The organism is Cupriavidus gilardii, assembly GCF_013314895.1.
In the GTDB taxonomy this organism is placed as follows: Bacteria; Pseudomonadota; Gammaproteobacteria; order Burkholderiales; family Burkholderiaceae; genus Cupriavidus; species Cupriavidus gilardii_C.
Genome location: NZ_JABTYE010000004.1, coordinates 249,353 through 262,455, shown reverse-complemented (window position 1 = coordinate 262,455; position 13,103 = coordinate 249,353). Strand labels below are relative to the sequence as shown.

Below are 13,103 nucleotides of genomic sequence, written 5' to 3'. Positions count from 1 at the left end.
AAGCGAGAGGCCCATGAACGACCAAGCCCGGGACGCCATCGAAACCGCCAACCTGATGGAACGCCTGCTGTACGAGGTCAAACGCGTGGTGGTGGGACAGGACCATTTTCTGGAACGTGTGCTGGTGGCGATTCTTGCCGGCGGCCATTTGCTGGTCGAAGGCGTGCCGGGGCTGGCCAAGACGCTGACCGTCAATACGCTGGCGAGAACCATGCGCGGCACGTTCAAGCGCATCCAGTTCACGCCCGACCTGCTGCCCGCCGACCTGGTCGGCACGCGCATGTATCACCAGGGCACCGGCGAGTTCTCCACGGTGCGCGGGCCGGTCTTCGCCAATCTGCTGCTGGCCGACGAAATCAACCGCGCGCCGGCGAAGGTGCAGAGCGCCCTGCTCGAGGTGATGCAGGAAAAGCAGGTCACCATCGCCGGCGAAACGCACCGGGTGCCGATGCCGTTTCTGGTGATGGCCACGCAGAACCCGATCGAGACCGAAGGCACCTATCCGTTGCCGGAGGCGCAGGTCGACCGCTTCATGATGAAAGTGCTGGTCGGCTATCCGAGCGAGGACGAAGAGGTGGTGATCGTCAACCGCGTGACCGGTCCGCGAATCGACGTCAGTCCGATCGCCACGCCGGAACAACTGGCCGAGCTGCAGGAAGAGTGCCGCAACGTGTATGTCGATCCGGGGTTGATCCAGTACGCGGTGCGCGTGGTAGCGGCCACCCGCAAGCCGGCGAGCTACGGGCTCGACGATCTCGATCGGTACGTGACCTTCGGCGCCAGCCCGCGCGCGACCATCGGCCTGATCGAAGGCGCGCGGGCGCTGGCGCTGCTGCGCGGCCGGCATTACGCGGTGCCGGAGGACGTGATCGACCTCGTCCCGGACGTATTGCGCCATCGGCTGTCGCTGTCCTACGAGGCCATGTCCGACGGCGTCACCGCCGATGCGTTGATCGGCCGCATCGTACAGGCCATGCCGGTTCCCGAGCGTCCGCTGGAATCCCATGTTCGGGCGGCTGCGCGCTAGGCGCCGGACCGGCCCGGAGGCCGCTTCCGAGCGCGCTGCCGCGCCCGGCGCGCCGCGCGGTGTCGGGGCAGGCCGCACCGACGCCTTGTTGCGCCGCATGGAATGGACGGTGGTGCGCCGCCTCGACGGCATGCTGCAAGGCGACTATCGCACGCTGTTTCGCGGCTTCGGGCTGGACCTGGCCGACCTGCGCGAATACCAGGCCGGCGACGACGTCCGCCACATCGACTGGAATGTGACTGCCCGGCTGCAGACGCCGCATGTGCGCATGTTCCAGGAGGACCGGGAGATCGCGGCCTGGTTCCTGCTCGATCTGAGCGGCTCGGTGGAATTCGGCTCGGGCGAGGTCCGCAAGCGCGATCTGCTCAGCGATTTCACCACCGTGATGGTGCTGCTGCTGACCCGCTACGGCAACCGCGTCGGCGCCGTGCTCTATAACGGGGCCGCCGACATGACGGCGTCGGCGGTGCCCGCGCGTGCGGGGCGCCGACAGCTGCTGCACCTGCTCGATTGCATGCATGCGACGCCTGCCGCCTCGCCGGGCCAGACGCGGCTGCGCGAGCTGCTCGATCACGCGCGGGCGGTGGCCAGGCGGCGCTCGGTGCTGTTCGTCGTCTCGGACTTCATCAGCGACCCGGGTTGGCAGGCGTCGCTCGCCATGTTGGCCAGGCGTCATGAGGTCATCGCCGTGCGGCTGGTCGATCCGCTGGAGCAGGCGTTGCCCGATCTGGGTTTGCTCGTGATGCAGGACGCCGAAACCGGTGAGCAGATGTTCGTCGACACCCACGACCCGGTCTTTCGCAAGCGCTTCGCCGCGGCGGCGCAGGCGCGCGAGGATGAACTGCGGCTGGGCTTTGCGCGCGCTGGCGTGGATTGCCTGACGCTGTCGACCGACGCTCGCCTCGATCTGGCCCTGCTGGCATTCTCGCGGCAGCGGCGTCATCGGCAGGGGATCGCGAAGGGGGCAGTGAATCCGGCGGCAAGTCCGCCCGGGAGCTCGGCACAGAGGGCGGCAGAGAAGGCGGCAGAGAAGGCGGCAGAGGATACGGCAGAGGATACGGCAGAGGATGCGGCAGAGAAGGCGCCACGGAAAGGCGCAGGGAAGGGGACCGCATGGACGGCGTGAGCGACGCGATCGCGCGCCTTCCCGCCATCAGCTTCCTGTGGCCCCGGATGCTGTGGTTGCTGCTGCTGATCCCCTTGCTGGCCGCCGCCTACCTGTGGCTGGACGCCCGCCGCCGGCGCGCGGCGGTTCACTATCCGGCGCTGAAGACCGTAGGTTTCGCCAATCGCGGCGTCGCGGGCTGGCGCCGGCACGTGTCGCCTGTGCTGATGTTGCTGGGGCTGGCGGCATTGATCGTCGCCATCTCGCGTCCTCATGCGCTGTTGGTGCTGCCCTCGCGTATCGAGACGGTAATGCTGGTCATCGACCTGTCCGGCAGCATGCGTGCGAAGGACGTGCAACCGAACCGGCTGCGCGCCGCGCAACACGCCGCCAAGGGGCTGCTCGACGCGAAGCCGGCCGGCGTCAGCGTCGGCCTGGTCGCGATGGCGGGGACCTCGGCCGTGGCGCAGGCGCCGAGCCGCAGAAAGCAGGACGTAGCCACGGCGATCGATCGGCTGCAGCCGCAGGGCGGCACCGCGCTGGGCAACGGCCTGCTGATCGCGCTGACGGCGCTGCGGCCGCAAGCGACCGAGGACGCGGCGCGGCTGATGGAGGGCGACGCCTCGCCGCTGAAGAAGCAGGGCCCGCCCAGCAGTCCGTTCGGCACATCGGGAGGGACCCAGGGAGTGGCACCGGGAGGAGGCCAGGGAGGCGGCCAGGGAGGGCCAAATGCGGCCGACGCCGAGGGCGCCGCCCCCGGCTCCTATGCCGCCGGGGCGATCGTCGTGTTCTCCGACGGCGAAAGCAATGCCGGTCCGACCGCCATACAGGCGGCAGAGCTCGCCGCCGCCTACGGCGTGCGCGTCTATACCGTGGGAGTCGGCACGACCCAGGGTGTCGTGCTGTCGGCCGACGGCTGGTCGGCACGCGTCAAGCTGGACGAGGCGGTGCTGAAGCAGGTCGCCGATACCACCGGGGCCGAATACTTCCGTCTGGAAGACGCCGCCAGATTGAGGCAGGTGTATCGGGCGATCAACGCGAAGCTGACGCTCGGCAAGACCGAGCAGGCGGAAATCACCGCGCTGTTCGCCGCGCTCGGCGCGGTGCTCGCGGCCGGGGCCGCGCTGCTGTCGCTATGGTGGTTCGGGCGGGTGCTGTAGCGCCACCGCCGCCCTCGCTCAGCGCCCCTTGAAGATCGGGTGCCGCGCGCAGGCCGACAGCACGATGCGCTCGGACTGCACCAGATAGTCGTTCAGCGCCTGCGCACACTCGGCGAGCTTGCCCGACTCGAACAGCTGCAGAATCTGCTGGTTCATCTCGACATAGGGCCCGTGCAGGAATTCCGGGTCCTGCAGCATGCCGAACGCGAGCCGCAGTTCGGCCAGCAGGTGGGAGAACATCACGTTCAGCCGCTCGCTGTCCGCCAGTTCCACGATGGCCATGTGGAACTCCATGTTGGCGGTGCCCGCGCCCTGCCAGTCGGCGTTGTCGCGGCAGCGCAGTCCCGCTTCCACCGCCTGGCGCATGTGCTTTCTGGCCGGATGACTGGGATAGGCCTGCGCGATCGCCTGGCATTCGATCAGGCGGCGCACCCGGTAGATATCGATGATCGACGCAATGCTCGGAATGGCCACCGCCACGCCGCGGTTCGGCTCGTGCTTGAGCAGACCCTCCTTGGTCAGCACGCGGAACGTCTCGCGCAGCGTATTGCGCGAGATCTGCAGGCTTTCGCTCAGCGCGGCCTCCGACAGCCGCTGCCCTGGCGCGAAGTCGCCATGCAGGATGCGCTGGCGAATCTGTTCGGTGACCCGCTCGGCCAGGTTTTTTACGTCAGAACTGGTTGTCATGTTCGCTGCAAGGGAAGGTCGGGACGACGGTCGGCCGGGGCTGGACGAGGCGCCTGCAAATCCCGCCGCGGGATGTTACCCCACCTTTTGTTCAACAACATGCACGGGATTGGTGCGACGCCGTCGGGCAGAAACACGTCTAGGTGTATACCAGAATCGATCGTTCTCTTTGATTGTTGAACAATCCGGCCACGGTGGTTGAGTAAAGGCGTGAATATTTATCAACATGGCAGGTGACCTGCCAAACGGCGCTGCGGTGCATGGGCGACCGGCTGGCGGTCTCGCGCGGTCCCGCTCACTACCCTGACGTCGTCGCAACGTTGCGGTGCAAACCGTGCGGCGAGCCTTCCCCACGCAGTGTCGTTATCCCGAGTGAGCGCAACCATGTGGCTAAGAGAAACAACGCAGGCAGAGCGCAAGACGCTCTTTGCCGCCTTCGTCGGCTATGGGGTCGATGCCTTCGACTACATGATCTACACCTTCATGATTCCCACCTTCATCCTGGTGTGGGGCATGACCAAGGCCCAGGCCGGCTACATCGCCACGGGCGCGCTGATCAGTTCGGCGATCGGCGGCTGGCTGGCCGGCATCCTGGCCGACAAATACGGCCGCGTGCGCGTGCTGCAGCTGACCGTGCTGTGGTTCAGCTTCTTCACGTTCCTCAGCGGCTTTACGCAGTCGCCCGAGCAGCTGTTCGTGACGCGGATGCTGCAAGGGCTTGGGTTCGGCGGCGAATGGTCGGTCGGGTCCGTGCTGATTGCCGAGATGATCAGGGCCCGCCATCGCGGCAAGGCGGTCGGGCTGGTGCAGAGCAGCTGGGCGGTCGGCTGGGGCCTGTCGGCGATTGCCTTCTGGGCGGTCTATGCGATGTTCGAGCAGCAATACGCGTGGCGCGTGCTGTTCTGGATCGGCGTGCTGCCGGCGGTCTTCATTCTCTATATCCGCCGCAACATCAGCGAGCCCGAGGTGTATCGCGAAACCAAGGCCAGGCTCGCCATCACCGGGCAAAGCAACAACTTCATGCTGATCTTCAAGCCCGGCGTGCTGCGCGTGACCGTGCTGGCGAGCCTGCTGGCCACCGGCATGCAGGGCGCCTACTACTCGGTGACGACCTGGCTGCCGACCTACCTGAAGATGGAGCGCAATCTGTCCGTGCTGAACACCAGCGGCTATCTGATGGTGCTGATCGCCGGCTCCTTCGCCGGCTATCTGACCAGCGCGTGGCTGTCCGATCGGCTCGGACGCCGGCGGTGCTTCATGCTGTTCGCGGTCAGCGCCGCGATCCTGGTGATCTGCTATACCCAGCTGCCGATCACCGATGCCGCGATGCTGGTGCTGGGCTTCCCGCTGGGCTTCTTCCTGTCGGGCATCTTCTCCGGCATGGGCGCGTATCTGACCGAGCTGTATCCGAGCCATATCCGCGGCTCCGGCCAAGGCTTCTGCTACAACTTCGGGCGCGCCGTCGGTTCGGTGTTCCCGGCGATGATCGGGCATATGGGCGCGACGATGTCGCTCGGGGTCGCGATCGGCTATCTCGCCGCCGGTGCCTATGGGCTGGTCGTCGTCGCCTGCCTGCTGTTGCCCGAGACGCAGGGCCGCGAACTGCTGGGCGAAGCCGAGCCGGCGCACTGAGGCTGGATGCCATGCAAATCGATCTGAACAGCGATCTGGGCGAGAGCTTTGGCGCCTGGCATATGGGCAACGATGCCGCCATGCTGGACATCGTCAGCAGCGCCAACGTGGCCTGCGGTTTTCATGCCGGCGATCCGGCCGGCATCCTCCAGACGCTGAAGGCCGCCAAGGCGCGCGGCGTTGCCGTGGGCGCCCATGTCTCGTATCCGGACCTGCAAGGATTCGGCCGTCGCAACATGGACCTTGCCAGCGACGACCTGATCGCCGACGTGATTTACCAGATCAGCGCCCTGGCCGGAATGGCGGCGACGGTCGGCACGACGGTGCGGTACGTCAAGCCGCACGGCGCGTTGTACAACACCATCGCCAGCGACGAGCGTCAGGCACGGGACGTGATCACCGCGATCCGCGCGGTCAATCCCGAGCTGGCGCTGGTCGCGCTGGCCGGCTCGCCGCTCGTCGGCTGGGCGCGCGAAGCCGGCCTGCGCGTCATTGCCGAAGCGTTTGCCGACCGCGCCTACACGCCGCAGGGCACGCTGGTGTCTCGGCGCCAGAAGGGCGCGGTGCTGCACGACGAGGCCGAGGTCGCCGAGCGGATGTTGCGCCTCGTGCGGGAGGGGACGGTGCGTGCCATCGACGGCAGCGTGGCCCGCATCGAGGCGCAATCCATCTGCGTGCACGGCGACAGTGACGGCGCGCTGGAAATGGCGCGCGCCGTGCGGGATGCGCTGGAGCGCGACGGCGTCAAGGTCTGCGCGTTCGCCTGAACGTGCAGCGCTGGATCTGGCATTTGCGGAGTTCGATTTGCGTTTCCTGCCCGTTTCCCTGAATGCGCTGCTGGTCGAGCTGGCCGATCTGGACCAGACGCTGGCGCTGCTGGCCTCGCTGCAGCGCGATCCTTTGCACGGCGTGGCGGAGCTTGTGCCCGCCGCCCGCACGATTCTCGTGCACTACCGGCCCTGGGCGACCACCGCTTCCGCGTTGGTCCGCGCCATTGCCTCGCGCGATCTGTCGCAGCGTGTCGAGCGCAGCAATACGCTGATCGAGATCCCGGTGCGCTATGACGGCGAGGATCTGGCCGAGGTGGCGCAGTGGCTTGGCATCACGCCTGCTGAAGTCGTGCGCCGCCACACCGGCAGCGAATACACCGTCGCCTTCACCGGCTTCGCCCCCGGCTTTGCCTATCTGAGCGGCGGCCACCCCTCGCTGGACGTACCGCGCCGCCGTACGCCGCGCACGCAGATTCCGGCCGGCGCCGTGGGGCTCGCCGGCGCCTTCAGCGGCGTGTATCCGAAGGCCAGCCCCGGCGGCTGGCAGATCATCGGCACGACGCCGGTGCCGATGTGGGACCTGGGCCGTGAGCAACCGGCGTTGCTGCAGCCGGGTTATCGCGTGCGCTTTGTCGATATGGCGGCATTGGATGGTGGCTTTGACACCCCCATCGGCACGGCCGGCAGCCGCCCGGATGGGGCGGGAAGCGGCGCTGTGCCGGCAGTCGACCCGCATGGCCAGCCCGGCAGGGCGGCCTCGTCCGCCGCGCTGAAGGTCAGGTGCACTGGATTGCTGACGGTGTTCCAGGATCCGGGCCGCCACGGGCAGGCGGGGCAGGGCGTGTCGGCCTCGGGCGCACTGGACCAGGCGGCGTTGAGGACGGCCAACCGCCTGGTCGGCAATCGCAGCGACAGTGCCGCGCTCGAAACCGTCGGCGGCGGTCTGCAATTGCAGAGCCAGGGGGACACCGTGCTGGCCGTCACCGGCGCGCAGGCACCGCTGACCCTGCGTACCGCAGACGGCCGGCAGTGGAACGTGCCGACGCATCAGGCCGTGGCCCTGGCCGATGGCGACACGCTGAGCCTTGGCCAGCCGGGCGCCGGCGCCCGCTGCTATATCGCGGCACGCGGCGGCTTTGCCGTTGCCCCGGTGCTCGGCAGCTGCGCCACCGACACGCTTGCCGGAATCGGACCGGCACCGTTGGCCGTCGGCGATGTGTTGGGTGTGTTGCCCGCGCCCGTCGGCGCCGTGGTCGGCATGCCAGAGCAGCCGGCCGCCGACCTGCCGACGGTCGATCGGGACGTCGTGCTCGACGTGGTGCTCGGCCCGCGCACTGACTGGTTCACACCCGAGTCGGTTGCGCGGCTGGCCGGGCAGCGCTGGCGGGTCACGCCGCAGTCCAACCGCGTGGGTTTGCGGCTGGCTGGCGAGGTCCCGCTGGAACGCGCCATCACCGGCGAGCTGCCCAGCGAAGGCACGGTGCTGGGCGCGCTACAGGTGCCCCCCAGCGGTCAACCGATCCTGTTCCTGGCCGACCATCCGCTGACCGGGGGCTATCCGGTGATCGGCGCCGTGGCGCCTTACCACCTCGATCGTGCGGGCCAGATTCCGGTCGGCGCGTGGCTGCGCTTCAACCTGGTCGGTCCCTTCGAAGCACTGCAACCGTCTGCCGACTGAGCGGGCGTCCCACCGAGATTTCCGCACCGAGATTCGCGATGAAGAAAGTCCTGATTGCCAACCGTGGCGAGATCGCCGTCCGCATCATCCGCGCCTGCGCCGACTACGGCGTCGGCTCCGTCGCCGTGTATGCCAATGCCGATATCGACGCGATGCACGCGCGCCTGGCCGACGAGGCGTACGGGCTCGACGGCGACCGTCCGGCCGAGACCTATCTGAACATTGCCAAGCTGCTCGAGATCGCCCGCCGCAGCGGCGCCGATGCCGTGCATCCCGGCTACGGCTTTCTGTCGGAGAGCGAGGCGTTCGCGCAGGCCGTCATCGATGCCGGCCTGACGTGGATCGGCCCGTCGCCGGCCACGATCGCACGGCTCGGCGACAAGGTGCAGGCGCGCAAGATCGCGCTGCAGGTCGGCGCTCCGCTGGTCGCCGGCACGCCCGAGCCGGTCGCCGACGCCAACGAGGTGCTGGCCTTTGCCGAACGGCACGGCCTGCCGATCATCATCAAGGCCGCCTTCGGTGGCGGCGGCCGCGGCATGAAGATCGCGTGGCGCATGGACGAGGTGGAGGAGCTGTACGCATCGGCGGTGCGCGAGGCGGTGACCGCCTTCGGCCGCGGCGAATGTTTCGTCGAGCAGTTCCTGGACAAGCCGCGCCATATCGAAGCGCAGGTCCTGGCCGACCGGCACGGCAATGTGGTCGTGCTCGGCACGCGCGATTGCTCGCTGCAACGCCGGAACCAGAAGCTCGTCGAAGAGGCGCCGGCGCCGTTCCTGACCGATGAACAGCGCGCAAGGATTCACGCGGCGGCGCGGGACATCTGCGCGGCCGCGGGCTATACCAGCGCCGGCACGGTGGAATTCCTGCTCAGCGCCACCGGTGCGATCTCGTTCCTCGAGGTCAACACGCGGCTGCAGGTCGAACACCCGGTGACCGAGCAGACCACCGGCGTCGATCTGGTCGTCGAGCAACTGCGCGTGGCCGATGGCCTGCCGCTGTCGATCACCGAGACCCCGGTGCCGCTGGGGCACGCCATCGAGTTCCGCATCAACGCCGAGGACGTGGGTCGGGGCTTCCTGCCCACGCCCGGGCCGGTGCAGCGCTTCGACGCGCCGTCCGGGCCCGGTGTGCGCGTCGACTCCGGCGTCCAGTCGGGCTCGGTGGTGCCGAGTACGTTCGATTCGCTGATGGCCAAGCTGATCGTGACCGGCGCCACGCGCGAACAGGTATTGGCGCGCGCCCGTCGGGCGCTGCGCGAATTCCGGATCGAGGGCGTGGCATCGGTGCTGCCATTCCATCGCGCCGTGATAGACCACCCGGATTTCGTCGGCACAGATGGCTTCAAGGTCCACACGCGCTGGATCGAGTCCGACTTCGCCGAGCCGCTTGCCGCCGCCGCCCGCGCGCAGCCGCAGCAGGATGACAGCCTGTTGCGCACCGCGATCGAGGTCGACGGCCGGCGCATGGTGCTGGGCGTGCCGGCGCAATGGATCCGGGGCCTGGCCAGCGCCCCTGCGACTGGCGAAGCCGAAAAACCGGCTCAGGCCGCCGCAACCAACCCCGCCGAGTTGCCGTCACCGATCGCGGGCACGGTGCAAGCGTGGAAGGTGGCGGTAGGCGACGAGGTCAAGGAAGGCGACCTGATCGCGGTGATGGAGGCGATGAAGATGGAGATGCAGGTCCATGCGCATCGCGATGGCCGCATAACCTGGCAGGCCAGCGCGGGCACGTTCCTGACGGCGGGTGCGCGGCTGGCCGAGATTGCCTGAGGTCGTTCGGCCTCGCTCAAGGGGTCCGGTTCAGGCCGCCGCGCTCGCCGCGTACTCGGGGTAATCGGTGTAGCCCGCGGCGCCTCCGCCGAAATAGCTGGCCCGATTGCCGGGATGGATCGGCAGGTCGTGGCGCAGCCGGTAGGGCAGGTCGGGATTGGCGATAAAGCTGCGGCCAAAGCCGACCAGGTCGGCCCAACCCTTGGCGAGCGCCTCCTGGGCACGCGCCTTGTTGTAGTTGCCCGAGTAGATCAGCGTGCCGGGGTAGACCTCGCGCAGCGCCTCCTTGAAGGCGGCCGGCATCAGCGGCGCGTCTTCCCAATCGGCTTCCGCGATGTGGATATAGGCCACGCCGATCTTGCCAAGCGCGTGCGCAGCGGCGAGGTAGGTGGCTTGCGGCGTGTCGTCGATCGCGCCCTGCAGCGTGGTCAGCGGGGCCAGGCGCACGCCGATGCGATCCTTGCCGACGACGTCGGTCACGGCCTGCGCGACTTCCTTCAGAAAGCGCAGCCGGTTGTGCAGCGAACCGCCGTACTCGTCGGTGCGCGCGTTGGCCTGCGAATCGATGAACTGATTGATCAGATAGCCGTTGGCGCCATGCAGCTCGACGCCGTCGAAGCCTGCCTCGAGCGCATTGCGCGCGGCGTGCGCGTAGTCGCGCACGATGCCATGGATTTCCGGGATCGTCAGCGCACGCGGCGTCGAGTGCTGGACCATCGCACCGGCACCGCCGGCGGGCCCCTTGCCTTCGACATCGATAAAGACCTTGACCCCTTCGGCCACCAGCGCCGAGGAGGACACCGGCGCGGCATTGCCCGGCTGCAGCGAGGTGTGCGAGACACGGCCGACATGCCACAGCTGCGCAAACATGGCGCCGCCGGCGGCGTGCACGGCGTCGGTGACCTTGCGCCAGCCCGCCACCTGTTCGGGCGTGTAGATGCCGGGTGTCCAGGCATAGCCCTGACCCTGCTGGCTGATCTGCGTGCCTTCGGAAATGATCAGTCCGGCCGAGGCGCGCTGACGGTAATACTCGGCCATCAGGTCGGTCGCCACGCCGCCTTCGCCCGCCCGCGAGCGGGTCATCGGCGGCATCACGATACGGTTTGCGGTGGTCAGATGTCCAAGGCGATAGGGCGTAAACAGCATGGGGTCCTCACGGTTGCGGATTCCGGATCGGCGTGGCCGTGGGCCATGCCGATCTCGCGATGCGACGATTGTGGGGATCCCGCCGGTCTGGAAAAACCCGCCATTCGGCAAATGATTCTTGCGTGACGATCAAGGGTTGGCGCTGGTTACTTGCACGGAAGGCGCCCCGGCGCCCTGCAGGAAGGCCCGTTCCGCCACCGCCGCCAGGCCCGCCCGCGCAATGCGGCCGCGCCGCTCGCCATCGAGCAGACCGATCAGCACCGACGCCCAGATTTCGGTCAGCGCCTGGGCGGTGATGTCGATGCGGAAGACGCCTTGCTGTTGTCCGCGCAGAAAGAAGGCGTCGAGCTTGCCCTCCCAGTCGGTCTGCCAATCCGACGACACGCCGGAGACGACCTCTCGCCAGTAGTAGATGAGGAATGCGGCCACCTCCCGCTGCTCGACCATGTTGGCATTCAGGCGTCGTAGCGCGGCAAGGGGAGAAGGATCGTCCAGTCCGGCCGACTGGATGACTTCGGCGAGTACGCGGACGCAATGGTCGATCAGACGGGAAATCAATTGGTCCCGGGTACGGCAGAAGCGATACAGCGTTGCCTTGCTGATGCCGACGGCTTTGGCCAGATCCTGCAAGGTGCCGCGAGGCTGGTCGACAAGGGCGAGCGCGAGGGCGGCGAGGAGTCGGCTGTGGTCTTCGTTCGATGCGATGGCAGCCGTCATGACGGTGTGGGTTTCACTGTTATGTCTCGAAAAGCACTTTTCTGTGACTTGTTGGCGGAGTGCGACGTTGGCGCGGAGGGATTATCGGCCAAAAACGCCAGTTTCCTTACCGGATGAATCGTTATTGATTCATCTGACGAACCGGCGTACCATCCGATGCTTTGCAAACAGCGAAGGTACGACATGAAGCACTTTCCATGGCAAGGGCGGCGGACCGTCGCCGTGCTGGCTGCCGCCATTGCCATGACGGCGTGCGGCAATGCCGACCAGGAGCCGGCGCCTGCGCCTCCGTCGGTCGATGTGCTGACCTTGGAGCCCAGGCCGATGGCGGTCAGCAGCGAACTGCCGGGCCGCATCGAACCGGTTCGCGTCGCCGAAGTACGGGCTCGGGTGCCCGGCATCGTGCTCAAGCGCAACTTCAAGGAAGGCGCCGACGTCAAGGCCGGCGATCCGCTGTTCCAGATCGATCCCGCGCCCTTGCAGGCGGCGCTGTCGCGCGCCGAAGGCGAGCTGGCCCGGGCCGAAGCGGTGCTGTCCGAGGCCGCCGCGGTGGTGCGCCGCTACACCCCGCTGGTCGAGATCGAAGCGGTGAGCCGCCAGGACTTCGATTCCGCTCAGGCCGCGCTCAAGAGCGCGCAGGCAGCCCGTCGCAGTGCCGCGGCGGAGGTGCAAACTGCGCGCCTGAACCTCGAGTACGCGACCGTGCGGGCGCCGATCTCGGGACGGATCGGCCGCGCGCTGGTCACGGAAGGCGCGTTGGTCGGGCAGGGCGAGGCCACGCCGATGGCGACCATCCAGCAGCTCGATCCGGTCTACGTCGACTTCAAGCAACCGGTCGCCGACGTGATGCGCATGCGCGAAGCGCTGGAGCAGGGCCGGCTGCGCCAACAGCGGGACGGCGGCGTGCCGATCCAGGTGACGATCGAAGGCACCGACAAGAAGCGGGAAGGGCGGCTGCTGTTCTCCGACATCTCGGTCGAGCGCGAGACCGGTCAGGTGTCGCTGCGCGGCCAGCTGCCCAACGATGACGGCCTGTTGCTGCCGGGCATGTACGTGCGCGTGCATGTCACCCATGCCACCGATCCCGCCGCCATGCTGGTGCCGCAGCGGGCGGTCCGCCGAGGCCCCGATGGCAAGGCGCACCTCGTGGTGGTCGGCAAGGGCGATGTCGCCGAGACTCGCCAGGTACGCACCGGCCGCATGCAGGGCGGCGAATGGCAGATCGTCGAGGGCGTCAAGCCGGGCGATCGGATCGTGATCGGCGGCGATGCAAACCCGGGGCAGAAGGTCAGCATCGCCCCGGCAGCCCCCGCAGTTCCCGCAGCGCCGGCCAGCCGTGCCGCCGAGGCCGCGCCATCGAACAGTCCTCCGGGGCAACGAGGCTAGGCGCGCAGGCGTCGCGCCACTGAACA

General features: G+C 68.0%; 11 protein-coding genes. 8 read left to right on the top strand and 3 right to left on the bottom strand.

Going from position 1 to position 13,103, the window contains the following annotated elements; translation table 11 throughout:
• The first annotated feature begins 13 nt into the window (after positions 1 to 13).
• Genes HTY53_RS05940 through HTY53_RS05930 form a run of 3 tightly spaced genes read left to right on the top strand, consistent with a single transcriptional unit; the run spans position 14 to position 3,292 of the window.
• The gene (locus tag HTY53_RS05940; RefSeq protein WP_174105524.1) at positions 14 to 1,027 is read left to right on the top strand and encodes an AAA family ATPase; all 1,014 of its coding nucleotides are present in this window, start codon (positions 14 to 16) and stop codon (positions 1,025 to 1,027) included.
• Positions 1,005 to 2,153 carry a DUF58 domain-containing protein gene (locus tag HTY53_RS05935; RefSeq protein WP_217435516.1) on the top strand — a complete coding sequence of 383 codons (1,149 nt, stop codon included), beginning with the start codon at positions 1,005 to 1,007 and terminating at the stop codon, positions 2,151 to 2,153. The genes HTY53_RS05940 and HTY53_RS05935 overlap by 23 nt, the downstream gene beginning before the upstream one ends.
• Positions 2,150 to 3,292 (top strand): VWA domain-containing protein, encoded by a 1,143-nt coding sequence (locus HTY53_RS05930; RefSeq protein WP_174105588.1) that lies wholly within the window; start codon positions 2,150 to 2,152, stop codon positions 3,290 to 3,292. Before HTY53_RS05935 ends, HTY53_RS05930 begins: the two co-directional genes overlap by 4 nt.
• Before the next feature lie 18 nt (positions 3,293 to 3,310).
• Here the strand turns inward: HTY53_RS05930 and HTY53_RS05925 are convergent, their stop codons facing one another.
• Positions 3,311 to 3,979: a GntR family transcriptional regulator gene (locus HTY53_RS05925; RefSeq protein WP_174105523.1), complete on the bottom strand. Its 669-nt coding sequence runs from the start codon at positions 3,977 to 3,979 to the stop codon at positions 3,311 to 3,313.
• 384 nt (positions 3,980 to 4,363) lie between these two features.
• Here HTY53_RS05925 and HTY53_RS05920 point away from each other — a divergent pair, with 384 nt between their 5' ends.
• From HTY53_RS05920 to HTY53_RS05905, 4 genes are read left to right on the top strand one after another with little or no spacing between them, the layout of a single operon-like run.
• Positions 4,364 to 5,611 carry an MFS transporter gene (locus HTY53_RS05920; protein ID WP_174105522.1) on the top strand — a complete coding sequence of 416 codons (1,248 nt, stop codon included), beginning with the start codon at positions 4,364 to 4,366 and terminating at the stop codon, positions 5,609 to 5,611.
• A gap of 11 nt (positions 5,612 to 5,622) precedes the next feature.
• Positions 5,623 to 6,378 carry a LamB/YcsF family protein gene (locus HTY53_RS05915; RefSeq protein ID WP_174105521.1) on the top strand — a complete coding sequence of 252 codons (756 nt, stop codon included), beginning with the start codon at positions 5,623 to 5,625 and terminating at the stop codon, positions 6,376 to 6,378.
• A 37-nt stretch (positions 6,379 to 6,415) separates the two neighbouring features.
• The gene (gene pxpB, locus HTY53_RS05910; protein WP_174105520.1) at positions 6,416 to 8,059 is read left to right on the top strand and encodes a 5-oxoprolinase subunit PxpB; all 1,644 of its coding nucleotides are present in this window, start codon (positions 6,416 to 6,418) and stop codon (positions 8,057 to 8,059) included.
• A 38-nt stretch (positions 8,060 to 8,097) separates the two neighbouring features.
• A complete protein-coding gene (locus HTY53_RS05905; RefSeq protein ID WP_174105519.1) occupies positions 8,098 to 9,828 on the top strand; it encodes an acetyl/propionyl/methylcrotonyl-CoA carboxylase subunit alpha in 1,731 nt (576 codons plus the stop codon).
• Between the two features lie 30 nt (positions 9,829 to 9,858).
• Here the strand turns inward: HTY53_RS05905 and HTY53_RS05900 are convergent, their stop codons facing one another.
• Both HTY53_RS05900 and HTY53_RS05895 read right to left on the bottom strand, forming a co-directional pair.
• Positions 9,859 to 10,974: an alkene reductase gene (locus HTY53_RS05900; RefSeq protein WP_174105518.1), complete on the bottom strand. Its 1,116-nt coding sequence runs from the start codon at positions 10,972 to 10,974 to the stop codon at positions 9,859 to 9,861.
• Between the two features lie 129 nt (positions 10,975 to 11,103).
• A complete protein-coding gene (locus tag HTY53_RS05895; RefSeq protein WP_174105517.1) occupies positions 11,104 to 11,691 on the bottom strand; it encodes a TetR/AcrR family transcriptional regulator in 588 nt (195 codons plus the stop codon).
• Positions 11,692 to 11,874: 183 nt separating this feature from the next.
• On the opposite strand from HTY53_RS05895, the gene HTY53_RS05890 reads away from it, so the two are divergent.
• Complete coding sequence (locus HTY53_RS05890; protein WP_174105516.1) at positions 11,875 to 13,077, top strand: efflux RND transporter periplasmic adaptor subunit; 1,203 nt, start codon at positions 11,875 to 11,877, stop codon at positions 13,075 to 13,077.
• The last annotated feature ends 26 nt before the right edge of the window (positions 13,078 to 13,103 follow it).

What these genes read in the sequence shown, in the direction of transcription:
- HTY53_RS05940 (WP_174105524.1), top strand. Translation starts at nt 14, where the DNA reads ATGAACGACCAAGCCCGGGACGCCATCGAAACCGCCAACCTGATGGAA.
- HTY53_RS05935 (WP_217435516.1), top strand. Translation starts at nt 1,005, where the DNA reads ATGTTCGGGCGGCTGCGCGCTAGGCGCCGGACCGGCCCGGAGGCCGCT.
- HTY53_RS05925 (WP_174105523.1), bottom strand. Translation starts at nt 3,979, where the DNA reads ATGACAACCAGTTCTGACGTAAAAAACCTGGCCGAGCGGGTCACCGAA.
- HTY53_RS05920 (WP_174105522.1), top strand. Translation starts at nt 4,364, where the DNA reads ATGTGGCTAAGAGAAACAACGCAGGCAGAGCGCAAGACGCTCTTTGCC.
- HTY53_RS05915 (WP_174105521.1), top strand. Translation starts at nt 5,623, where the DNA reads ATGCAAATCGATCTGAACAGCGATCTGGGCGAGAGCTTTGGCGCCTGG.
- HTY53_RS05905 (WP_174105519.1), top strand. Translation starts at nt 8,098, where the DNA reads ATGAAGAAAGTCCTGATTGCCAACCGTGGCGAGATCGCCGTCCGCATC.
- HTY53_RS05900 (WP_174105518.1), bottom strand. Translation starts at nt 10,974, where the DNA reads ATGCTGTTTACGCCCTATCGCCTTGGACATCTGACCACCGCAAACCGT.
- HTY53_RS05895 (WP_174105517.1), bottom strand. Translation starts at nt 11,691, where the DNA reads ATGACGGCTGCCATCGCATCGAACGAAGACCACAGCCGACTCCTCGCC.
- HTY53_RS05890 (WP_174105516.1), top strand. Translation starts at nt 11,875, where the DNA reads ATGAAGCACTTTCCATGGCAAGGGCGGCGGACCGTCGCCGTGCTGGCT.